Below are 22,896 nucleotides of genomic sequence, written 5' to 3' on the forward strand. Positions count from 1 at the left end.
ATCTTAGGGTTCCAGCGACGAGTTTGGTGACCGAAGTGAACACCAGCTTCAAGAAGTTGTTTCATTGAAATTACTGCCATGAGTAGTTTCTCCTTTATAAAATGTTTTTTCCTCTTCCAGACTTCATCTTGCAAATCCACTCATAATGAGCAACAGACTCACAATACATCCAGAATGAGTATTTGTTGCATAATACAACTATCATAGTTTACCATAAAAGCAAGCTATTGGCAAGCCATATACGGCTTGAAAGAGTTTTTATTTTAGGCTTTTTGGAGCCTTTTGATAACTAAAAATAACCACTATATTTTCACGATTTTTTCCAAGATAAAAACAAAAAAACTCGATTAATCGAGCTTACTTTGCATTATGAAGGCGGTAGACGGATTTGAACCGACGATCAAGCTTTTGCAGAGCCGTGCCTTACCACTTGGCTATACCGCCATAACAGATAATATTTTACCCTAAAATCAAAAACACGTCAAGCCTATTTCGTGAAATTCTGAAAGAGGATTATGAAAATAAAAGAATTCACGGCTTTACCCTTGAAATTTCAACAATCTATGCTATAATACTAAAAATCTTTGGAGGTGTTTTATGAAAAAACTAAGTCCTAACAGTCATATTCGTATCCTTAGTCCGTCATCTTCTATTGCTCGCTTAGGCGGAGTTGAAGCCAATCTTTCTGCCAAAGAAACCTTAGAAAATCTGGGATTTCGTGTGTCATTTTCAGAACATTATTTAGAATCTGATATGCTCTATTCTTCTTCAATCAAGAGCCGTGTTGCTGATTTGCACGCTGCTTTTGCTGATGACTCTGTTGATGCCATTCTGGCTACGATTGGTGGTTTTAATTCTAACGAACTGTTGCCCTATCTTGACTACGACTTAATTGCCAAACACCCCAAAATTATCTGCGGTTATTCTGATTCAACAGCTTTTTTAAATGCTATCTATGCTAAAACTGGAATGCTGACATACATGGGACCGTCATATTCTAGTTTTAAAATGAAAGAAGGTCAAGATTACCAGAGCAAGGCTTGGTTAAATGCCATGACAAAATCAGTTTATGACCTTGTTCCAAGTCAGGAGTGGTCAAGCGACCCTTGGTATGACCCAACACAACCACGTCATTTTATGCCAACAGAATGGAAAATTTACAACGCAGGGAAAGCTTCTGGAACCATTATTGGTGGAAATTTGTCTACTTTTGGACTTCTTCGCGGGACACCTTACGCCCCTCAAGTCAACGATTATGTCCTTTTCTTAGAAGAGGCAGAAGAAGATGACTATCATGATTTTGACCGCAATTTAGCAGCCATTTTACAAGCTTACCCCAATCCAAAAGCAGTGCTTATCGGACGCTTCCCAAAGGAATGCCAAATGACACTCGAAATATTAACCTATATCCTAGACAAGCACCCACTTCTTAAAACCATTCCTGTCATGTATGACCTTGATTTTGCCCACACTCAGCCACTCTTTACAATCACTATCGGCGCCCAAGCAAGCATTGACACTGATGAATTATCTATCCATATCAAGGAATAAAACTCCCCTGTAATGAATCACAATTCAGGAAACTAAAGAAGTTACAATAAAAAATAGAATAGTTGATGTTAAAAACCTCAATTCAAAAATACGCCCTTTCGTTTTAAAACGAAAGGGCGTATTTATTTATCTTTCAGCTTTGACTAAATGCAATCATTTTATCTAGGATTTTAACTAGACGTTGTTCTTGATCTTTAGTCATTTTATCTTTAGTGGCATCATGGTCATCGACCATACCAACGTGAACTTTAACATCTTCTGAACTATTAATTGCAACGACAAAAGGAACGTATAATTTGTCTTCTTTGGTATAAGTTTGAGAGAATTTTTTCACGATAGCATTGTCAGCGTCGCTATAATGTTTACCTCGAACATCGACTGTATAGGCTTTACCATGGTCTGCTTGTAATTCCTTGTCTAAGACAGGCAATAACTCAACACACCACGGACAGGTTGGAAAGCCAGAATAATACATGCCTTGTTCTTTAGCTTCTAAGCGACTAACCACATCATCTTGATTATCTTTAACCAGCTGAGCCGTTTCATCAACATAAGCACTTGTTCCGTTTAATTTATTGGTAACGATATAACTACCACCAAAAATAATCACAAACAAAATGATAAAGAGACCAAGTTTCACAGTTTTTTATTTTTCACTATTTTTCTCCTTTTGAATCAGTTGAACAATTGACAGTAAAATCACCTCGCCATCTGCTGTGAATGGTAAGAGGTTAAACAGATTCATTAGACAAGTTACCTTCAATACGAGGGTGTAGTAATTTAGAGGGATTAAAATGCCAATTAGAGTTAACAGAAATGGTGATATAAAAGCAATTAAGAAATTGTCTAAGGGACGGTTTTGATTTCTATACTCTACTTGAAAAGCCAGAACACCAACGTGTTTAAAACACGCTTGGTAATGCAATGCTCGTGCCACCAAGTAATGCAATATCTCATGTAATCTGACCGCAGCATAAACTGACAGAATCGTAACAACGACTAGAATGAATAACTCAGTCATGTTTCTTTTCGCTGAATTTATCAGTGAGATAAGTTAAAGCACAGACAAGGCAAAAAGAAATGATAAATGCAATTAATGTTTGCCAAGACAAGCCAAACGTTGTGGAAATATTATGCTCAGTAATTTTGTTATCAATGGTGATGCCTAACAAAGTTTTTACTGAAGCTGACGATCCGCCAAGCTGAAATAATTTCCAAAGGCTTGTAAACACAACTAAGGCAGCATAGGTCACTACACTAATCCCAAGACAACGACTAAAATCTTTCATATCTTAACCTCCTAAGAAGACTATAGTGAATACCTGCTAATAGGATAATAACTATCAAACCCAAGCTCGCGTTTTTCACAACAAGCGTGACTAAGATAAAAACAATCCCTAATAAAAACATTGACGTGATCTCATTGAGATTTCCGCGTGATTTTGGGAAAAGATAGCCCAGCATAAAAGCAGATTAAACAAAAGCAACTGACACCATCACTTGGTTAATGGTAGCTCAATGAAAGGCAAAGCAAATCAATAAAGATATTTCCAACAATACAAGAAGTAAATACTGACCAAAGTATTCTTCACATACTGTAATCCTCAGGAGATTATACTGATTTCGGAAATTCTCTGTGCTATCGCCATGTGAAAGTAATAATAAGCCATTAAATGCAAGTAATGTTGGTAAGACTGCCAGAACTGCTTTTACACCACTCTGATAAGCCATAATGTCAATAACAATCACAGGAAAAATCAAGTAATACCAATTTGTTTTATAACGAAAGGTGACTTTATCAAGAACAGGTACTTTAATAAAGCGACTGCGACTAGTAACTAAAGTGTCAGCCAAAGGCAAATGTAAAAGCAAATAAACAACGAAAACTAGACAGCCAAAACTACCAAGGAATGCCCCTAGAATCAACTCATGAATGGAAAATGGAGAAGAAGCTAATCGTGATTCTAGTGCATAACGCCATTGAAAGAAATAAGCCAAACTAGTTATTAAAATTAAATTTGCTAGGAGTAGTTTAATCACAAGCAAGTGTTTTATCTGATTTTGCAAAAGCCTGTCTAGCCCTAAAGATAAGCATTCTAAGCTGATGATAACAAGAAAGAACGAAAAATGTTGACTAAGGAAAAACAAGCCAAAATCTCCCACAGAAGTTGTAACCAACTTGATAGCAGGCGTTGCAATGATCATGACTAATTCATAAATCCCAACCATTAACAACAAACGAAACAAAGAGTAAGCCCTTTGAATATCACGCTTTCGAAATGGTAAAGCTTTAACGAAATACAAAGACGTCTTGTCCAAAGCCAAGGTTGCCTCAACGAAAAGGAAGGGCAAGCAACCCAAGACAAAAGTATTGCTGAAATAGCTAAAAAAGATTTGCTTTTGCCCTGTTTCCAAAATAGCAAGAGGAACATTTGTTCTGATGGATGATATTTTTGCCAGCTCTTTCATGTTGTAGAGATAATACAAAATATAAAGCAGGCATAGGAAAGTGACAAAGGAACGTCTTACCCATTTTGATTTGAAAATCGGGCGATTTAAGAAACCTTTCAAAGCATTATTCAGAAACATTGTCATCAAAAGTTGCGTATCTTTGAATGAACGTGATTTTATCATGAACAGACTCCGTGCGTAACACCTCTGCTTTCAATTGACTAGCATCGCCAGTAAAAGGAACTAATTTCCCATTAGACATCAAAAAGATATGGTCACAAAAGTGATTGATTATGGTCATATTATGTGAAATTAAGACAAAACTGCGATGATCAAGTAAAGCCTGAAATAGTTTTACTGTAATCAAAGTGGTTTCAAAATCCAAACCATTAAAAACTTCATCTCCCAAAACATAAGGAGCATTTGATAAGACAGCAGCGATAATTTGAACTTTCTTTTTCATCCCAAAAGAATAAGATTCTAAAAGCTGATTCTTAGCTTCCTTTAAATTATATAATTCAAAGAAAGAATCGACCTTATCAAGGTCTGCATTTTGATAACGCGCCAAAACAAATTGAATGTATTCATCTCCTGTCATGTAATCCGGAAGATAAAAATCAGATGGAATGTAAAAGACTTGCTCCTTGAAGGGATCAGATTGATTATGGTGACTATCAATCCAAATCTCTCCTTCACTCGGGCGTTTCAAACCAACGACACAATCTAAAAATGTCGTCTTACCGCTACCATTAATACCAACAATAACACTCACTTGTCTTTCAGGGAAAGTCACTGAAATATCATTTAAAACCAAGCGCTTATATGTTTTAGATAAGTGTTCAATCTTAATCATAAATTCCTTATTCTAACACCTTCTCTTAAAAATAAAAAGAAGAGCGATATTATTTAGTACAGTTAAATGTTACATGAATAACATCAGGAACACCTAACTTGATTCCACCAGCAAAATTCCCTGATTGTGACGTACAATAAGCCGCATAACCAATGACAGCAATGACAGAGACAAGAGCGCAAACTGCCCAAACCCACTTAACAGTCACTTTTGAAGCATATTTAGCTTGCAAAGCAACCAAGTAGTTATCCATAAATCCCAACATAATCTTATGTTTTCCTTTCAACTTTTTAAAAATAAGTGGACAAAAAATGCCCATACAAATGGCAAATCACTCTTATCTATCAGGTGTTCTTTTTCGAAAAATAATTACCGATAACGTAAACTATCTAAACAGATTACACTAACATCATATCATCCTAAAGTTAAGATTTCTGAAAATTGTATATTTTCTTAACAAAAAAAGTTTATTTGCGTATTTGCAAATAAACCGATTTTAATATTTTCGCTGATACAATGAAGACATAACATTAAGGAGGATACTACTAATGCTTAAACTAACCCTTAAACAATTACTTAAAACAGTCGTTCTGGTACTTACATTCTTTGTACATTACCCGTAAAACCTATTCAAAATAATCAATCAGCCCCAAGTAATAACATTCATCCCTTCCCCTGCCCTAATAAATGTTATTACTCACAAAACTTATGAATAATACGTAATATATAAAATTTGGAGGATACTTATTATGTTCACATTGAAAAAAACCGCTAAACAATTGGTTAACTATGCTTTGATTGGTCCTGCTGTTCTTCTCCCCATTATCTTTATGTTTTAGAATCCAGTCAATATCATTTCTCACTATTATTAGTAATTCTTAATAAATTCATCTTGAGATACGAAGCAACTAAAGGGTTCCCAATCTCTTCAACACAGACAATAAAATGCTCCAAATCCGATAAGTCATCTGTCCCGTCTTCAAGATTAGCAATTAATTTTTTTAAAAAATTAAGATAAGTCATGGCAAGCATGTCTTGGTAAGTAATTATTTTTTCTAGAGATTCAATAAAATAAGTAGCTTGATAAAACTTTCGATAAGTAACCAATAAGACAATTAGGTTTAAGAAAACAACTTCTGCATTTTTTTTATGACTTGTAAGTGATTGATAAAGCTTATCTCGATCCACAAAAGCTTTTCCCAAAAAAATCAAATCCGACTCTGATAGAATGGACATAGTATTTCCAAAAATAAATAATTCAAATTCTGTCCATTCTTCAATTTCGTAAAGATACGAAGTCAAAAAATTTGTCTCTTCTTCAGGTATTACATAAGTGGGATCAAGATTATAAATATAAGCTTTTATAATCAATCCGTTTAAACGCTCATAAACATCAAAAACTTCAGATCCTTTTTCACTTTCAAGTAAAGCTTTAAGACCTTCAATATCTTGTTTGTTATATAACTCAGCTATTTTCGTTGATAATTGAAAATATTTCGGTTCTTGATAGTTATTAATCGCGTGGCCAAATTCTGAGAAGGTCATGTGGATTCCTGAGATGGCGATTAAGAGTTTATCTGCGGCAAGCATGGATTGTCCATTTTCAAAACGTGAGAGTTGAGATACAGAGAGGTTTTCTCGTGCAACGTCTTTTAGTTTCAAACCACGCGCGATTCGCAGTTCGCGATAAAGTTCACCCAATTGCATTGATTTTTCGAGTTTCATACAGTCTCCTTTTTTGAATCTATGATTTTCAAATTCTCCCAGCAAAAAAGGTCTTTAGCTGTTATCCTAAACAACTTAGAAAAATCATAGTCTATATTTCTATTTTAAAAATCTAGGTATATTCTAGGTATACTAATGTTTATTGTATCACATTTTTAAAAAAGGAATAGCAAAAAACAAGAACTTGGTTAAACCAAGTTCTTGTTTCTCACGATTTTATCGATAATAGTTACCAAATAATAACTCGATTTTCTGGTGCACGCCACATTGGGTCACCTGCTTTGATGTCAAATTCTTCATGGAAGTCATCGAAGTTTGGCAAAGTGACATTGGTACGAAGTTTGGCTGGTGCGTGCACATCAATGCTTGCTAGCATTTGCATGTATTCATCACGCGCCTTCATGCGCCAAATGGTTGCAAAGTTGATAAAGAAATCTCGTGCTGAGAAATCGTCATCCTGTTTTGCTGCTTCAAGCGCACAAGCCACACCACCAAGGTCAGCCACATTTTCAGAGACTGTCAATTTACCATTGACCTTAGCGCCATAAGAATCTAGCCCATCAAATTGTTCAACGATTTTATCGGTACGTTCCGTGAAGGCTTTGTAATCTGCCTCAGTCCACCAGTTGTTTAGGCTACCATTTTCATCAAATGATGCTCCATTAGTATCAAAGGCATGTGAAATTTCATGGGCGATAACCGCTCCAATCCCACCATAGTTAGCAGATGAACTTTGTTCCAAGCTATAAAATGGAGCTTGTAAGATAGCCGCTGGGAAGACAATTTGGTTTTGTTGTGGGTCATAATAAGCATTGACCATGTGAGCTGGCATGTGCCATTCACTACGATCAACAGGCTTGTTCCACTTGCTCCAGCTGTGTGCGATAGAAATCTTAGCAAGGTTTTGCGCATTTTCAACGAGTGACAAAGACTCATTAATGATTTTCTTCGCATAAGTTTCTGGTAATTTTTCCGGATAACCAATGTGAGGCGTGATGACATTGAGTTTGACAATCGCTTTATCACGTGTTTCTTTAGCTAACCAATCTGCAGATGCGAGACGTTTCTTGTAAACATCAATCATCGTTGCAACCTTATGTTCTACGTCAGCTTTTGCTTCAGGTGAGAATTTTTGACCTGCATACCAAAGACCAAGGGCTTGGCTATAGGCACCAGATGCTAGATAGTAAGCTGCTTTCTTCTTATCCATGGCTTGTGGTGTTCCTGAAAGAGCACGACTGTAAGTCCCTGAAAGCACTCGAATCTCATCTGTCAAATAGCTATTATAACTTGTCGCTGCTGAAACAATCAAATCTGCTTTAAGCAATTCCCAGTTCTTTTCAGAATAATATTCTGCCGCAAATTCTTTCCAAAAACGTTCTTCTGGAACATTGACTTTGTCAGGAATTTCCCCAAGAATTTGTGTGAAGATGCTATCCAAAGGAAGATTTGGTGCTAGTTTGGTAAAATCAGCCCAATCATAAGGGTGATAAAGCTTAACATACTCAGAAGATTCTTCGCGTGACAAGACATATTTAGCTAATTTGGCATCGAGTTCGATGGTTTTATCCAGCAAATCTTTGATTTCTTCTACTGAAAAATCAAATTTTGCTAACAATTCTTCTTGCATCTGACGCCATGTCGCTAACAATTCTTTACCTTTTTCGTTGTCTTCAGCGTAATAAGTTGTATCAGGCAAAATTGTTCCAGGTGCGTCTGCCCACAAAACATTAAGCTGCGCATTCATAAAATCTGGTGCCACACCAAATGGAAATTCATTTGGTTTTCCAGCCATTTCAAAATCCGCAATTTGTCCGGCAAAATCCGCAAAAGAAGACAATTTCTTATATTCTTCAATCAAAGGAAGAACTGGTGCTACACCAACAGCTTCACGTTTTTCATAATCTGATGTCATGCGGTGGAATTTAACAAAATTTTGCAAAATGCTATCGTCTGGAAGATTTTTACCAGCCAACCACTCATCTGTGGTTGCTAGCATTAAGTCTTCAATCTCATCAGCTAAATCTGAAAAACCTCCAGTACGCGGTTTATCATCAGGAATGACAGCTGTCTTTTCCCATTCGCCGTTGACGGCTTCATAAAAATCATCTTGGTATCGAGTCATAGGAATCTCCTTCTAATCTGTTAAGAACATTCTATCAAAAATTCAGAAGAATAACAGTTACAAGGATTTTTAAAAATAAATTTCCAAGCTCTGCTTTTATCGCCCAAACAAAAAAATCCAAAAGCCAGCCTATCTCTAAGCCAACTTTTGGATAACTCACACCTTAGTACCGCAGTTTACGATAAACGGCAATCACCAACAAAAGCAAAATGAGGATAAAGATTGCTAAAATCGGTGCAACCAATAACGGTTCAACACGACTAGCCTCAGAAATCACACGCGCATTCTTAATTTTATTTGGAATACGGTGACCACGCACCAAGAGACGGTGACTATTAACACCATAAGGCGTACACGTCACCAAGGTCACATAATCTTGATTTGGGTCAATGGCTAGCGCTGAAACATCATCTGGCAAGACCGTCAGAATTTGGTCAACCTCATAAGTCAAGGATTCATCTAAGACCTGAATCATGAAGGTATCACCATCAACCAAACGGTCGATGTCTGTAAAGAGCTTAGCCGATGGCAAACCACGGTGACCTGAAATCACAGCGTGTGTTCCCTTGCCACCAACCGGTAAAGATGTTCCAGGAATATGACCAACAGCGACCTGCAAAATCGCATCATCCGTACCATGGTAGATTGGCAAAGTCGTGTTAATCTTTGGAATATCGACATAAGCCATAATTCCTGTACCAGTCACATCAAGGGTTTTATTATAAACAGACTTCTCAGCATTTGATAAATTCAAATCAGGCATAACACCCTTAGCCAAGGTCTGATTATAAGACTTAGCTGCTGCCAACATGTCATCTTTCTTTTGCTGACCCATGTCCTGAACCTTCTGGACATATCCTGCTACCGCTTCTGATTGGTGAAATGAGTTCCAATAATCGCTAACTGTCGGATACAACAAGAGAGACAGCCCGATTATTAAGATAAAAATAAGTGAATTTGTCAAAAAATTTTCTTTGAATTTTTTCAACATATTAAAGAGCTCTCCCCACCGTTGCAAGAGTAAAGGGAGCAGAAAGTGAGCTCGTGCTCCTTGCCACCATCAGTGATAAATGAAATATCATAAGAATGTGCTTGTGACAAGCTTTGCTTGCTTTCGCTTAAAAGCGATGTTAACTTGTTATCAATGGCAGTCGTGTCAGAAACAGGCTTTACCTTTAATTGAACTGGCTCTGTAAAGGTATCTCCCTCATACGAGACCGTTACCGTCACATCTGACGTTTCAGTAGTCAAAGTACCTGCTTGTGACATGTCCTTCTTTTCTTGACTTGAGTCAGTCGGACTGGCTTGTGAAGAAGCTTCTGTCTGGTTATTTTCTTTTTGAGAATCATCCGTCGGAGACTCAACCTGCGAGGAGGTACTTTCCGAGGATTGGAAAACAGATGAACTATTTCCCGTACTAATTGTTAGGGCTGGTAATATTAGAAAGTAAGTCGTACAAAAGACAACGACTAGAGATAGCACCAAAGCAATCTTTGCAATGATACTATCTCGGACTCGCTTTTTTACTAAAATTGCTAACCTTGCCCATAGCTTTAACATCCAAACTCCTTTCTAAACATAATTTTTGTTAACTCTCTAATCGATTGACCCCATACGGTTAAGTGGCCAAATTCTTAAGATTAGTTTCCCAACTAACTATTCACTGTCTACTGGGCCGACAGCTTCATTACGTGAATCGACTGAAACCTCACGGTGGTCTCCCATCACAAAGTACTTTCCATCTGGTACTTGATAAGGTAACTCGATATTGGTTTCTCCATAATTTTTTTCACCGCTTTGTAGGTAAGGCTCATTAATCTTTTTCCCATCAACAAAGACATTACCTTTTTTGTCAATGTTGACCCACTGTCCTGATGTGGCAATAACACGTTTAACCAAAACTTTATTGTTATAATAAAAAGCGACCACATCACCTTGTTTCAAATTCTTTTTACTAACAGAAACAACCATGTCTCCAGCTTTCAAAGTAGGAGTCATCGAATTTCCATAGATTTGCAAAACAGGTAACCAAATTGTCGCAACCAATACAGCCAAAGCTGCTACGGTTACTAGGGTGAAAACAGTGCTACGTAAGGTGCGCATGTAGCGCTCACGATACTTAATTTTTCCTAACTCTTTTGAAAGCTCCTCAGCTTTCGGTAAGTCAGCTAAGGCAATTTTCTCTGATTTTTTCTCAAATAGTGGTTTCATTTAAAAAGCTTAACCCCTTAGGCCTCATCCTCAGTATTCTTTTTTGCATCCGCCATACGTTTGACGTTATAAAGATACGTGTCTGCCGCAGCCTGAACTTCTTCAAAAACTTTACTAATTGCCAAGGCTGCTTCAGCGATGGAACCCTCATCAGTGACTTCTAGCTCACGACTCTCAAGTTTACCTTCAAGTTCTTTTACTTGATTTTGAAGCTCTTCAATTTCTTTAGCTTGCTCTACAAGCAGCTCAAACAAATCTGAACGACGAAGTTTTCTTAATTGTTTAGCATCAAGCACGTTAGGGCCTTCTTTTTAGTATTCGTTTTCACATAAAACTCACATAATTTTAAATGTATATTTATTCTAATTTTGAAAAAATAAAGACTAGATAAACATTTTTCATTTTGTCGTTTTATATATAGGCGTTTTGAAGAGCATTATAATATTTTTCGCGATTTTGAAAAGGGATTTTGTACAAGTGATACTTTTTTAAGATTTTGTTTCCTAGTTCTAATTTTCTTAATATTTCGTCCTCTATCATTGTTAGGAAAGCTAACAATGATAAATATCTAAAGTCATATATTGTTAATTTCGTAGGATTGATGTAGCTTAATTTTTAGCTTTATGTTACAATGCTAAATTGATTAGGTATAATTTTTTGTCTTTTCAGAAATATTACATCATTCAAGTAGAGGATTGTTTATGACAAATTTATCAAAAAAACACCAACAAGTTTTAGAAACTAAACACCGTTTATCAAAAGCACTTTATCTACTGATTACTGAACGACATTATGACAAAATCACTATCTATCAAATCTTAGATAAGGCCACTATCTCACGTCGAACATTTTATCGCTACTTTGATGATAAAACTGATTTAATGGATTTCTGTCTAGAAAACTTTGTCAGAGGATATTATCTTCAGCGAGATAATTTTATCTTGGCGAAAAAACCTGAAGATGTATTCTTAGTTACTTTGAATTTTATGTATGAAAACAAAGCCTTTATTTCATCACTTGTTGAAAGTGGGCACTTTTCATTACTAACAAAAAAATTCAATCAAAAATCTGCTCAAATCTATAAAACCATCAATCTGCCATGGTGTGTTGATGATACTGTAGATAGCAATATCGATTACATTTCCAAAGGTTTATTCGGTGCTTATCTTAACATCCTACAATTTTGGCTAAGTAAAGACGAGCCTGAAGAACCTGAACTCATTGCAAAAAACTTATCCCTTCTTTTTAATTCTATCCCTAGTTACTTCAATGCCCCTTCAGAAGAACATATAAAGATAAGAAATAAAAGATAGGGATATTTATTTTCTGAAATTTTCGTAATCATGCCTATACCCACCTTTCTTGACATCTTTTTACCATAAAGTTGACAAGAAAAACGCTAACATTGACAGATTTACCGTTCCCATTTTCCTATAAGTTGACACTATGCCATTGTTAGTTGACAAGAATTCAATACTTAGTTAGCTAAGCAATCACTAATAGTATTAACTTATTCATAGTTTAAAAGGAAATCGTTCAGTAAAACTTACTTGATAAACTATTCTTTATTTTCTGTTCCCGTTTATAATAAGTCTCTTTGGAGATCTTAAATAGATAAAAGTCGGTAAAAACTTCTTTTTGCCGGCTTTTTTACATGAAATTTTCATATCATTTAAGCCTATTTTATTAAAAATGGTAAAATATCTTGAAAATTCGCTTATTTTTACACAATTTACACAGAGTTATTCACAAGTTGTGGATAAGTATGGCTATATATTGGGGATAACTTGTGTATAAACTAAGAACAAATACCTTTATATCAAGCTTTGAGAGCTATCCACATTTTTGGAAAACTTTCTGTTAATAACTTCTATTTTTAGGTTATTTTGGGCAAAAAAAAGGAGCCAATTCTTGAAAATCAGCTTCTTTTTCCACATTTATAGTAAGTCATCACGACTAACTTGTTCAAATTTTTGATCGCCATCATTTAATTTATCCCAAATCACAACTTTTCCGGCTTTCAAAGATTTCTGAACATCAATGATACGTTGGTTAGATGACCCACGGAATTGTAGCATCAAGTTTTTCTTAGTGATATCAAAGCGACCATCTACCAAAATATCAATTAGGCTTAGCATTTCTAGTTTATCTGGTGTTTCTTGCATCATTTCTTCCCAAGTATATCCAGTCCAAGACCAAATATCTTTTTCAGGAAGTTCACGGCGAACACGCTTAATTAGTGGCAAGAGAAAACCTGTATTTAAGAAAGGTTCTCCACCAAGAAGCGTCAAGCCTTGAACATAAGGCTGCGCCAGGTCAGCCATAATTTGCTCTTCTAACTCTTGTGTGTAAGGCTGCCCTGCCTTAAATGACCAAGTTGCAGCATTATAACACCCTTTACAGTGGAACATACAACCTGATACGTAAAGTGAGTTACGCACCCCTTCACCATCAACAAAGTTAAAGGCTTTATAATCGATAACGCGACCTTCACTTAAATCTTCTGACTTCCATTCACCAGGCTTGGGAGTATTCCAGTTTTTTTCTTCCATCCTAGCCTTCTTTCTACCTTTTTATTTCTATTATACTGATTAATCAGTCTCCAAAGTTATCCAGTAACGCTCAACAGCATCTAAAACATCTTCAAGCTGGCCACCATTGGCTAATATTACCTTACGACTACTTTCATTGTCATCATGACATGTGACCAAAGCTTTGGTGATATTTTTCTTCTTCGCTTCTAATAATCCTAAGCGTAGCTGTTCTTTAGCATATCCTTTACGACGTTCAGATGGACGGATAGAATACCCAATATGTCCACCTTGCTTCAAAAGATTCTCATTTAAGCGTAAGCGCAAATGCAAAAATCCTAAAGCCCTGCCATCATCAGAAAAAGACACAAACTGAACGGCTGGAACAAAGTTGGCAGGCACATTAATCCCCATCTCACTCAGGCGATTGCTTTCAAGCCAATCCTCGTAATCAAAGTTATCCACATCCCAGAAACCACCATCGTGGGCAGACTGGCTCATTTCAAACTCTTTCATCATCTCAATAACGGCTGCTTTATCTGATAATTCAGGTCTTCGTAATTGCATAAGCTTACCTCTTATTTACTTTTTTTCTTCGCTTTTTCCAAAAATTGTGCTTTCAATTCATTGACACGCGCTTTTTTATTACCTTTAGCAGTTGAATGTTTTTCATGAAAACGCTCAACCTGTTGCATGCCTTTATAATCTAATTGGTATTTTCCCACGATTTTTTCCTTTCTTCAAGTTTTTTATCAATATAATAAAGAAGCTGGGACAAGCGTCTCCAGCTTCAATATGTCATGAAACTGTCTAAACCATAATTATTGGTTAACGAGTCTTATTAACAACTCTTATCTTTGTGCATGTGGTAGTCACCAGAATTTTTAATTGTTGATCCGTTCATGTGTTTTACACGAGCAGAAATTTCTTTGTGACGACCATTAACCATTGGACGAGCTTGTGGGTTTCCAAGATAGCCACAAGTACGTTTAACTACATCTACTGTTTTAGGATCGCTGTTACCACAGTTTGGACAAACAAAACCTCGTTCAGTTGGTGTAAAATCACCCTCAAATCCACAATTATAACAATGGTCAATTGGCGTATTTGTTCCAAGGTAACCAACACGGCTGTAAGCATAATCCCAAACAGCTTCTAGAGCTTTTGGATTTTGTTGAAGAACTGGGTATTCACAGTAGTGAATAAATCCACCTGTTGCACCTGCTTCTGGATAAGCTTTTTCAAAGTCTAATTTTTCAAATGGTGTTGGGTTCTTACGAACATCATAGTGGAATGAATTTGTGTAATATTCTTTATCTGTAATGTCTTTAACGATACCGAATTTTTCTGTGTCAAGACGGCAGAAGCGGTCTGTCAAGCTTTCAGACGGTGTTGAATAGATTGAGAAATGATAATCAAATTCATCTGACCATTCTGTACACAATTTTTTCATCTTACGAATGATATCAACGGTGAATTCTTTGGCTTCTGGATTTGTTTCCCATTCTGGACCATAAAAGACTGTACCAACTTCGTAAAGTCCGATATAACCAAGTGAAACCGTTGCACGGCGATGACGGAAAAGTTCATCAACATTATCATATCTGCCGAGACGTTTACCAAAAGCACCGTATTGGTAAAGAATTGGCGCATTTGCTGGTGTCGCTTCTTTGACACGTTCTACACGATAAACAAGTGCATCTTTAGCAATACCCATACGTTCGTTGAAGATTTCCCAGAATTTATTGATGTCGCCATTTGATTCCATAGCAATACGTGGAAGGTTTACAGTCACAACACCAAGGTTCATACGACCTGAGTTAACTTCGACACCATTTTCATCTTTCCAACCTTGTAAGAATGAACGGCATCCCATTGGTGCTTTAAATGAACCTGTCAATTCAACGATTTTATCGTATGAAAGAACGTCTGGATACATACGTTTTGTCGCACATTCCAAAGCTAATTGTTTAATGTCATAGTTTGGTGTTCCCACTTCAAGGTTAAGACCACTCTTCAAAGTGAAGATAAGTTTAGGGAAAATAGCTGTGCGGTGTTCGCTTCCAAGACCTTTTATGCGGATTTCAAGAATCGCTTTTTGAATTTCACGTTCAAACCAGTTCGTTCCTAGACCAAATCCAAGAGAAGTAAATGGTGTTTGTCCATTTGATGTAAACAACGTATTAATTTCATATTCAAGACTTTGCATAGCATCATAAATATCTTTTTTCGTTTTTGTACGAGCATAATCTTCACGACGGTCTTCTGCTACCCAATCTTGAGCATCTTTAAGGTGTTTTTTATAGTTAAGTTCAGCATATGGTGCCAAAAATTCATCTATACGGTTAGCTGTACAACCACCATATTGGCTTGACGCAACATTCGCAATAATTTGTGAAATTTGCGCTGTTGCAGTTTGGATAGATTTTGGACTTTCTACCTCAGCATTACCAATCTTGAAGCCATTTGCAAGCATACCCTTAAAATCAATCAAACAGCAGTTTGTCATCGGAGTGTATGGGCTGTAATCAAGGTCATGATAATGAATATCACCTTTTTGGTGAGCATTGGCAACGTGAGCTGGTAACATTTTAAGGCCAATTGATTTACCAACAATACCTGCAGTCAAGTCACGTTGTGTATTGAAAACTTCACTATCCTTGTTAGCGTTTTCATTTACGACAGTTTGGTCTTTTTTCAATAGTTTATCAATCGTAAAGTTGATGTCTGTCGCTTGAGAGCGCGCAAAATCACGTTTTGTACGATAATTAATATATTCTTGTGCAATCGCGTATTCATTTGCTTCTAAAAGTTCATGCTCAACGATATTTTGAATTTCATAAATTTTGACATTATCTTTGAAGCGATCAAAAATTTCAGCAATGATATTATCTGAAATAGCTTCCAATTTTGCTTCAACAACTGGTGACATTTTTGTCACATTATTACTTGCTTTAACCAAAGCATTATAAATTTTATCTGCATCAAAGTTCACAGAACGTCCATCACGTTTGATAACTTTGACAGCTGGTTGAGTCGCAATTGTTTCTTTTTCTAATGTAATCATATGAACACTCCTTCTTACTCGTCTATTATAACACGCAAGAAAAAAAAATCAATATCTTGTGGTCGTTTTTTTATTAGACCACAAGATATTGCGTTTAGTCTCTATTTTTTATGATAGACGGTAAAGCCTGATACACCGCTGATTGAGACCTCTTCATAGTTTGAAGAAATATCATTTTTTATCGTATCAGAAATTTTTTCATCATTATTAACCACAATATATGACGCTAGATTTTGTAACAACTCATCTTCTAATATTTTTTCATTAGATGTTTTAGTTGTATTCACAACAGGTGATGTAAATTGTGAACTACTTGCTAATTGACTCTTAATACCAATCTTAGATGACGTATCCCAGACATAAATCTTATCGTTACTAGATGTTTGTTTTTTCAAATAGCTTGCAATAGTCGAGCGTTCACTATCAGTACCAGATGATAAGAAATAAGAAACCACAGGTTGCCCTACACCGATAATAAGCAACAAAATCGGAAAATAAAGATGACGACTTAGATATAATCCAAAAATGCCTTTGTCATCACTAGATGATTTTTTACGACGATGTGATATTTTCGTTAAATGGCGTTGATAACATTCACTCAATACCATTGCAGTTAACAACAAACCAAAAGGCAATACTATTAATAAATGATAGAAATGGTAACTTTGTGACAAAAGATCTATGATTAAGAAGCCTAAAAAAACAAGAAAAATAAGCCATTTAGATACCTTGTCATTAGCTCCCTTGATGATTTTTCCAAAAGAAAAGGCACCAAGTAAAATCCCTGAAACTAGAGCCACAACAACTTGGAATAGCAATGTCAAGATAAAATTACTATCACTTGTCGCAAAATACGTAAATTGATAAACAATTGCTTGAGAAATATAGGATGATAATACCTGCAAATTTAGGATAAAGTAACCAACTGTGTAAAAGACAAGAATTGTTCCGAAAATGATACACAATAATTGATAAAATCCTCGAGCAAAATGTTTTTGTGTTAAATTATAAACGATAATAGTTAGGAAAGAAATTCCCCAGAACACCAAAGTACGTGGCTCTAAAAGCATTGCTGCTGCGCCAGCAAATCCATAAAGGATAAAGGCTTCGTCTTTGATAATATCCGCAAAATATTTTGTTAGGAACCACAAAGATACCATGACAAATGGCATCGCAAATTGGATAGGGTACAGACCACCAAAACCAAGAGCAATGTTTAATAGGTAAAAAATACCACTAAAAGCAACTGCTACACGTTGACTGCTAGTAAAGTAATTGACCAATTTATAGAAATAGATTCCTGACAAGTAGAATGTTGCAATTTGAATTGGCACCAACCACAACGTAGAACCAAGATAGTAAGCCAAAGCAATCAAAGCATAATAAAGAAAACCACCTGTCGCAAACATATCTGTAAACGGAAGTTGTCCTTTAGTAAACATTAAACCAATGTAAAGGTTTTGAGATTGCACACTATTTGCCATATCTGTAAAGACTGGCATTGATACAGACAAACAACTAATAACAACACTCAATATTAAAGGTAAAGTTTATGAGGTTGTGGGACTTTTGTTCTTCTAGACGCCTCTTGGTGACTTTTGTTCTCACTAACCTTACGAGCTGAACGACTTGAACAGCTGTAAGATTGTGCAGTACTCTGATCTACATTTACTTGTTCTGATGTATTCACTTATTCTCTCCTTGAATTATCATACTTTAAGTATAACAGAAACTAATCATTAGTCAATTTAGGGAGTATAGCACAGTAAACTAAAATTTCCCTAAAACGGTGATAAGGCTTGGTTTTATAGCGCTTCAAGAAGCTTCTTTCTTCTTGGCTCAAACACGCTTTCTTTATCATGATTCACACCTCCTTTACTTAGTATTCGTAAAAGAGCATGAAAAAAAGCATAGGCACAACCTACACTTCCCTTCAACATATCAAGACAATATCAGTCCTCATCTAAAAAACTATTGAAAACTTCTTCAATCATATCCCACTCAGCATCTGAATCTTCAGGAATTGGTTGAAGGTCTCCTTCAGTTCCATCTTCATTTTCAGTAAATGAGTAAGCTTGAATTTCAATTTGTCCTTGTTCATCTTCTTCAGCACCCGCTGGTACCAAGAGAACGTAGTTTTTACCAAATTCTTCACGACCATCAATAGTCAAAAGAATTTCAAAAAGTGTTTCATTACCTTGTTCATCTACAAGTGTAATAACTTCATGTTCGTGATCATGATTATGATCGTGATTATGGTTATGTGCCATAAAGTTTCTCCTTTAATGAATTAATGATTAGATTAAAACATTCTATCTAAATAATTTTGCAAAATAAGCTGTGCAGCCAGTTTATCAATAACTTTCTTACGTTTTCCACGGCTAATATCAGCTTGTTCAACCAGCATTCGCTCTGCTTGGACAGTTGTCAAACGTTCATCTTGATAATCAACAGGAATATTGAAAAGTTTGTTGATTTTATCGCCGTATACTTTACTAGCTTCCACGCGAGGGCCTTCTGTATTATTCATATTTTTAGGCAAACCAACAACAAACTTATCAACCTTATACTGTTTAACTAACTCTCCAAGTCGTTCAAAACCAAATTCGCCAGCTTCTTCATCAATTCTGATAATTTCTACGCCCTGTGCTGTAAAGCCTAGCGGATCACTGATAGCAACGCCAACTGTTTTTGAGCCAACGTCTAGTCCCATGATTCTCATTTCAAGTCAATTCCATTTCCTTTGAGATAGTAGCGGACAAGCTCTTCAACAATTTCATCTCGTTCGTATTTACGAATTTGATTTCTGGCATCATTGTAACGAGGAACATAAGCAGGGTCCCCACTTAAGACATAACCAACAATCTGATTGATTGGATTATACCCTTTTTCATCGAGAGAACGATACACAGTTGTTAAGGTTTCACTAATTTCTTTCTTGTTGCTATCGTCTAAATTAAAGCGTACAGTTTCATCTGTAAATCCCATACTTACACCTTCTTTCTAAAATAGCTGTCACCATTCATTATAGCTTATTCACAAAGATTTCACAAGAATCTGACTTTATTTCACCAAAGTTTATTTTCATTTTCAAATCCTTCGTTTCAATTGTCCCATTAAGCAACCTTTGCTCCCCATACCTCAACTATCACCGAACTTTTTACTATCTTTATAAAAATAAAAAAGAGCAAAGCACTCGTTTTTTCCACGCGCAATCAACTACTATAACCTTTAAAAATTCTTTGGTTCTAACAATCCACGCTAAGGAAAATATTAAAAAAGCTCCAAAACGGAGCTTTTAGATATTTATTACAGTGCTGCACGAAGGCGAGCTTCTGCATTTTCCACATTACGAATGGAACGTGGCAAGAAAGCACGAATATCATCTTCTTTGTACCCTACTTGAAGGCGTTTATCGTCAATCAAAATTGGACTTTTTAGGATACGTGGATTAGCTTGGATAAGGTCGATAACCTCACTTAAACTTAATTCCTCAATATCGCAGTCAAGTGCTTTTGCATAACGGTTTTTAGATGAAACAATACTTTCAATACCGTTTTCTGTTTTTGTTAATATCGCTAAGATTTCTTCTCGTGATAGTGGTTCTTTTCCTAAATTCTGTTCTTTATAAGGGAGCTGATGAGCGTTGAGCCATGTTTTGGCTTTCTTACAGCTTGTACAACTTGAAATTGTGTAAATTTTAATCATGTGCACTCTCACTTTCTATCCCATGATAGTTGTATTATAGCACACATACATAATGGAGCACATGGGACCTAAGACCTATTTTTTTCGAAAAGTCAATTAAAAAGATTTATTTTTTTGCAAAAATTAACGACTTTTGAACCACAGATAACAAAAAAAACCTGAAACGCATCGTTTCAAGCTTTAAAGTGCTTTCAAAATTATTCTTCAATTTCAATCGCATCATCCAAATCAAGAATAACTTCATCTACATTTTCAGTAGTTACTGCTGATTCTTCAGAAAGTTTTGCTGCTTTTTCATCTTCAGTTTCTTCAACAAGTCCATAATGAACACGAACTTTGTGGTCGATTTCGTCAAAGATTTCTGGGTGATCTGCCAAATATTTCTTAGCATTTTCAGAACCTTGACCAATCTTCTCACCATTGTAAGAGAACCAAGCACCAGCTTTTTTAATGATATCCAAATCACTAGCGATTTTAATCAATTCACCAGTGCGTGAAATTCCTTCACCATACATGATTTCCACTTCAGCAGTTTTAAATGGTGGAGCAACTTTGTTTTTAACAACTTTGATTTTAGTTTCTTTACCAATGTTGCTATCTTTTTGATCACCAGTACCTTTGATTTGTGTGTTTCCTCGCACATCTAGACGAACTGAAGAGTAGAATTTAAGGGCACGTCCACCAGGTGTAGTTTCTGGGTTACCAAACATAACACCAACTTTTTCACGCAATTGGTTGATAAAGATGGCAATTGTTTTTGTTTTATTGATAGAAGCTGATAGTTTACGCATAGCTTGACTCATCATACGAGCTTGCAAACCAACGTGGTTATCACCAATATCACCATCGATTTCGGCACGTGGAACAAGAGCTGCAACAGAGTCGACAACAACAAGATCAACCGCACCTGAATCAATCAATTTTCCAGCGATTTCAAGACCTTGTTCTCCTGAATCAGGTTGTGACAAAAGAAGTTCATCAATATTAACACCAAGGGCTGCTGCATAAGCTGGGTCAAGGGCATGTTCAGCATCGATAAAGGCTGCGATACCGCCTTCTTTTTGAGCTTGTGCTACAGCATGAAGGGCAACAGTTGTTTTACCTGAACTTTCAGGACCATAGATTTCAATGATACGTCCTTTAGGGTAACCACCTGCACCAAGAGCGATATCAAGAGCCAAACTACCTGAACTCATCACTTGAACTTTTTGTTCAGCGCGTTCGCCAAGGCGCATAACAGCTCCCTTACCAAAATCTTTTTCAATTAATTTCAAAGCATCATCAAGTGCTTTTTTACGCTCATCACCGAATTTCTTCGTGATAGTTTCTGTTTTCTTTGTCTTTTTAGCCAAATTTTTCCCTTTCTGTTTGTTCAAACTAGCTCTATTATAGCAGAATTTAATCTTGTAATAAAGCTTGACGTACTAAGTTAAATGCATACAAACATGCAATATGACGCACATCTGAACGGCTTCGTCCACCTATGAGAACACGAATAGAATGAACTTTTTCTCTAGTAGCAATACCAATGAAAACTGTTCCCGCTGGGTGACCTTCTAAGCTATCTGGTCCTGCAACTCCTGTCAATCCAATCCCAAAATCAGCATCTGTTAACTTGCGAGATTGCTCAGCCATTTTCTCAGCTGTAAAGTGACTAACAACCCCGTGTTCTTGCAACTCTTCTAATGGAATCTGAAGCATTTTTGATTTTTCTTCAATGCTATAAGTCACAAAACCACCATTAAAGACTGATGAAGAGCCTGAGAAGTCTGCAATACTTGATTGAAATAGCCCTGCTGTTAAACTTTCTGCAGCTGTGATAGTCTTGTGTTTTTTCTTAAGCAAATCAAAAACAACACGCGCCATACTATTGTCATCACCATAACCATAAAGCAAATTCTCAAGCGGAATGCTATTTAAAGTCTTCTTAGAAAGAATTTTTTGCTCTAGCTGGTCTAGTTTTTCCTTAGCTGATTCAATGTCGTCTGCTTTCGTTGACAAACGCAGCGTTACTTCACCTGTCTTAGCATATGGCGCAATGGTTGGATCAGTTTGGTTGTCAATCAAATCTGATAAAACAGTTACCAGTTGGCTTTCTCCTATGCCAAAGAAACGCAAAACACGTGAATAAAGTTGCTTATGGTCGCTAGATAACAAAGGCACTAAATAATCCCAGACCATGGGCTTAAGCTCACTTGGTGGGCCAGGAAGAACAACATAAGTGACGCCGTCAACTTCAATCACTCCACCTACAGCCAAACCAGTGCTATTTTGCAAAGGAGTTGAACCTTCAATCAGTTGAGCTTGGCGTTCATTGTTAGCTGTTCTTGTAAATTGAGGACGTGTCGCAAAGAACTCATTTAGACGTTTACTTGCCTGTTCGTCAAAGACCAGGTTACGCCCTAAATATTTTGCTAAGGTTTGCTTTGTCAAATCATCCTCAGTTGGTCCTAAACCACCACAGAGAACAACTAAATCGCTACGCTTACTTGCCAAATCAATGATAGACAAAAGACGCTCTTCATTGTCCCCAACAGCTGTTTGGAAAAAAACATCAATCCCTAACTTGGCAAATTCTGCAGATAAAAATTGCGCATTGGTATTTGTGATTTGTCCTGTTAAAATCTCTGTTCCTACAGCGATAATCTCAGCTTTCATAATTGCCACCTACTTA

The 22,896-nt window shown here is 36.3% G+C and carries 25 protein-coding genes, 1 tRNA gene and 1 pseudogene; 2 read left to right on the forward strand and 25 right to left on the reverse strand.

From position 1 onward, the window contains the following. A partial coding sequence (locus STRINF_RS10795) for a 30S ribosomal protein S2 (protein ID WP_043878297.1) occupies positions 1-80 on the reverse strand: 80 nt, incomplete at its 3' end. Between the two features lie 293 nt (positions 81-373). Beyond that, positions 374-444 (reverse strand) — tRNA-Cys (locus tag STRINF_RS02270). Between the two features lie 153 nt (positions 445-597). Here STRINF_RS02270 and STRINF_RS02275 point away from each other — a divergent pair. Further along, positions 598-1,551, forward strand: a complete 954-nt coding sequence (locus STRINF_RS02275) for a S66 family peptidase (RefSeq protein WP_006531387.1) — start codon at positions 598-600, stop codon at positions 1,549-1,551. A gap of 133 nt (positions 1,552-1,684) precedes the next feature. Here STRINF_RS02275 and STRINF_RS02280 read toward each other — a convergent pair whose 3' ends face one another. The 12 genes from STRINF_RS02280 to STRINF_RS02335 form a co-directional block, all read right to left on the reverse strand. Further along, the gene (locus STRINF_RS02280; protein WP_006531388.1) at positions 1,685-2,191 is read right to left on the reverse strand and encodes a hypothetical protein; all 507 of its coding nucleotides are present in this window, start codon (positions 2,189-2,191) and stop codon (positions 1,685-1,687) included. Positions 2,192-2,197: 6 nt separating this feature from the next. Further along, on the reverse strand, positions 2,198-2,572 hold the full coding sequence (locus STRINF_RS10280) for a hypothetical protein (protein ID WP_006531389.1): 375 nt from the start codon (positions 2,570-2,572) through the stop codon (positions 2,198-2,200). Continuing rightward, positions 2,565-2,840, reverse strand: a complete 276-nt coding sequence (locus tag STRINF_RS02290; RefSeq protein ID WP_006531390.1) for a hypothetical protein — start codon at positions 2,838-2,840, stop codon at positions 2,565-2,567. The genes STRINF_RS10280 and STRINF_RS02290 overlap by 8 nt, the downstream gene beginning before the upstream one ends. Before the next feature lie 226 nt (positions 2,841-3,066). Further along, complete coding sequence (locus tag STRINF_RS02295; protein WP_223903593.1) at positions 3,067-4,185, reverse strand: hypothetical protein; 1,119 nt, start codon at positions 4,183-4,185, stop codon at positions 3,067-3,069. Continuing rightward, positions 4,127-4,855, reverse strand: coding sequence for an ATP-binding cassette domain-containing protein (locus STRINF_RS02300; protein WP_006531393.1), 729 nt, complete (start codon positions 4,853-4,855; stop codon positions 4,127-4,129). The genes STRINF_RS02295 and STRINF_RS02300 overlap by 59 nt, the downstream gene beginning before the upstream one ends. 49 nt (positions 4,856-4,904) lie before the next feature. After that, the gene (locus tag STRINF_RS02305; protein WP_015695792.1) at positions 4,905-5,120 is read right to left on the reverse strand and encodes a hypothetical protein; all 216 of its coding nucleotides are present in this window, start codon (positions 5,118-5,120) and stop codon (positions 4,905-4,907) included. Between the two features lie 587 nt (positions 5,121-5,707). Next, on the reverse strand, positions 5,708-6,580 hold the full coding sequence (locus tag STRINF_RS02310) for a helix-turn-helix domain-containing protein (protein ID WP_015695793.1): 873 nt from the start codon (positions 6,578-6,580) through the stop codon (positions 5,708-5,710). 229 nt (positions 6,581-6,809) lie between these two features. Continuing rightward, on the reverse strand, positions 6,810-8,705 hold the full coding sequence (locus STRINF_RS02315; protein ID WP_006531397.1) for a M13 family metallopeptidase: 1,896 nt from the start codon (positions 8,703-8,705) through the stop codon (positions 6,810-6,812). A gap of 163 nt (positions 8,706-8,868) precedes the next feature. After that, on the reverse strand, positions 8,869-9,696 hold the full coding sequence (locus STRINF_RS02320; RefSeq protein WP_006531400.1) for a class C sortase: 828 nt from the start codon (positions 9,694-9,696) through the stop codon (positions 8,869-8,871). Next, positions 9,690-10,265 (reverse strand): hypothetical protein, encoded by a 576-nt coding sequence (locus STRINF_RS02325; RefSeq protein WP_006531401.1) that lies wholly within the window; start codon positions 10,263-10,265, stop codon positions 9,690-9,692. The genes STRINF_RS02320 and STRINF_RS02325 overlap by 7 nt, the downstream gene beginning before the upstream one ends. A gap of 96 nt (positions 10,266-10,361) precedes the next feature. Then, entirely contained in the window at positions 10,362-10,916 is a 555-nt protein-coding gene (lepB, locus tag STRINF_RS02330) for a signal peptidase I (RefSeq protein WP_006531402.1), read from the reverse strand. 17 nt (positions 10,917-10,933) lie between these two features. Beyond that, positions 10,934-11,212 carry a hypothetical protein gene (locus tag STRINF_RS02335; protein WP_006531403.1) on the reverse strand — a complete coding sequence of 93 codons (279 nt, stop codon included), beginning with the start codon at positions 11,210-11,212 and terminating at the stop codon, positions 10,934-10,936. Positions 11,213-11,617: 405 nt separating this feature from the next. Here STRINF_RS02335 and STRINF_RS02340 point away from each other — a divergent pair, with 405 nt between their 5' ends. After that, entirely contained in the window at positions 11,618-12,229 is a 612-nt protein-coding gene (locus STRINF_RS02340; RefSeq protein WP_006531404.1) for a TetR/AcrR family transcriptional regulator, read from the forward strand. A gap of 624 nt (positions 12,230-12,853) precedes the next feature. On the opposite strand, the gene nrdG is transcribed toward STRINF_RS02340, so the two are convergent. From nrdG to STRINF_RS02390, 11 genes and pseudogenes are all read right to left on the reverse strand, one after another. After that, positions 12,854-13,468 (reverse strand): anaerobic ribonucleoside-triphosphate reductase activating protein, encoded by a 615-nt coding sequence (gene nrdG, locus STRINF_RS02345; protein ID WP_006531406.1) that lies wholly within the window; start codon positions 13,466-13,468, stop codon positions 12,854-12,856. 39 nt (positions 13,469-13,507) lie between these two features. After that, a complete protein-coding gene (locus STRINF_RS02350) occupies positions 13,508-14,014 on the reverse strand; it encodes a GNAT family N-acetyltransferase (protein ID WP_006531407.1) in 507 nt (168 codons plus the stop codon). A gap of 11 nt (positions 14,015-14,025) precedes the next feature. After that, a complete protein-coding gene (locus STRINF_RS10285; protein ID WP_006531408.1) occupies positions 14,026-14,172 on the reverse strand; it encodes a hypothetical protein in 147 nt (48 codons plus the stop codon). Positions 14,173-14,288: 116 nt separating this feature from the next. Then, positions 14,289-16,514 carry an anaerobic ribonucleoside-triphosphate reductase gene (gene nrdD / locus STRINF_RS02355; RefSeq protein ID WP_006531409.1) on the reverse strand — a complete coding sequence of 742 codons (2,226 nt, stop codon included), beginning with the start codon at positions 16,512-16,514 and terminating at the stop codon, positions 14,289-14,291. 101 nt (positions 16,515-16,615) lie between these two features. Further along, positions 16,616-18,204, reverse strand: a pseudogene (locus STRINF_RS02360) (glycosyltransferase family protein). A 262-nt stretch (positions 18,205-18,466) separates the two neighbouring features. Continuing rightward, positions 18,467-18,784 carry a DUF1292 domain-containing protein gene (locus tag STRINF_RS02365; RefSeq protein WP_006531413.1) on the reverse strand — a complete coding sequence of 106 codons (318 nt, stop codon included), beginning with the start codon at positions 18,782-18,784 and terminating at the stop codon, positions 18,467-18,469. Positions 18,785-18,816: 32 nt separating this feature from the next. Then, on the reverse strand, positions 18,817-19,236 hold the full coding sequence (gene ruvX / locus STRINF_RS02370) for a Holliday junction resolvase RuvX (RefSeq protein WP_006531414.1): 420 nt from the start codon (positions 19,234-19,236) through the stop codon (positions 18,817-18,819). Next, positions 19,233-19,502, reverse strand: a complete 270-nt coding sequence (locus STRINF_RS02375) for an IreB family regulatory phosphoprotein (protein ID WP_003066890.1) — start codon at positions 19,500-19,502, stop codon at positions 19,233-19,235. Before STRINF_RS02375 ends, ruvX begins: the two co-directional genes overlap by 4 nt. A 321-nt stretch (positions 19,503-19,823) precedes the next feature. Then, complete coding sequence (gene spx / locus STRINF_RS02380) at positions 19,824-20,222, reverse strand: transcriptional regulator Spx (protein ID WP_004233512.1); 399 nt, start codon at positions 20,220-20,222, stop codon at positions 19,824-19,826. Between the two features lie 197 nt (positions 20,223-20,419). Then, positions 20,420-21,574, reverse strand: a complete 1,155-nt coding sequence (gene recA, locus STRINF_RS02385; RefSeq protein ID WP_015695804.1) for a recombinase RecA — start codon at positions 21,572-21,574, stop codon at positions 20,420-20,422. A gap of 46 nt (positions 21,575-21,620) precedes the next feature. Further along, a complete protein-coding gene (locus STRINF_RS02390) occupies positions 21,621-22,880 on the reverse strand; it encodes a competence/damage-inducible protein A (protein WP_006531416.1) in 1,260 nt (419 codons plus the stop codon). Between the last annotated feature and the right edge of the window lie 16 nt (positions 22,881-22,896).

The organism is Streptococcus infantarius subsp. infantarius ATCC BAA-102 (assembly GCF_000154985.1).
GTDB lineage: Bacteria > Bacillota > Bacilli > Lactobacillales > Streptococcaceae > Streptococcus > Streptococcus infantarius.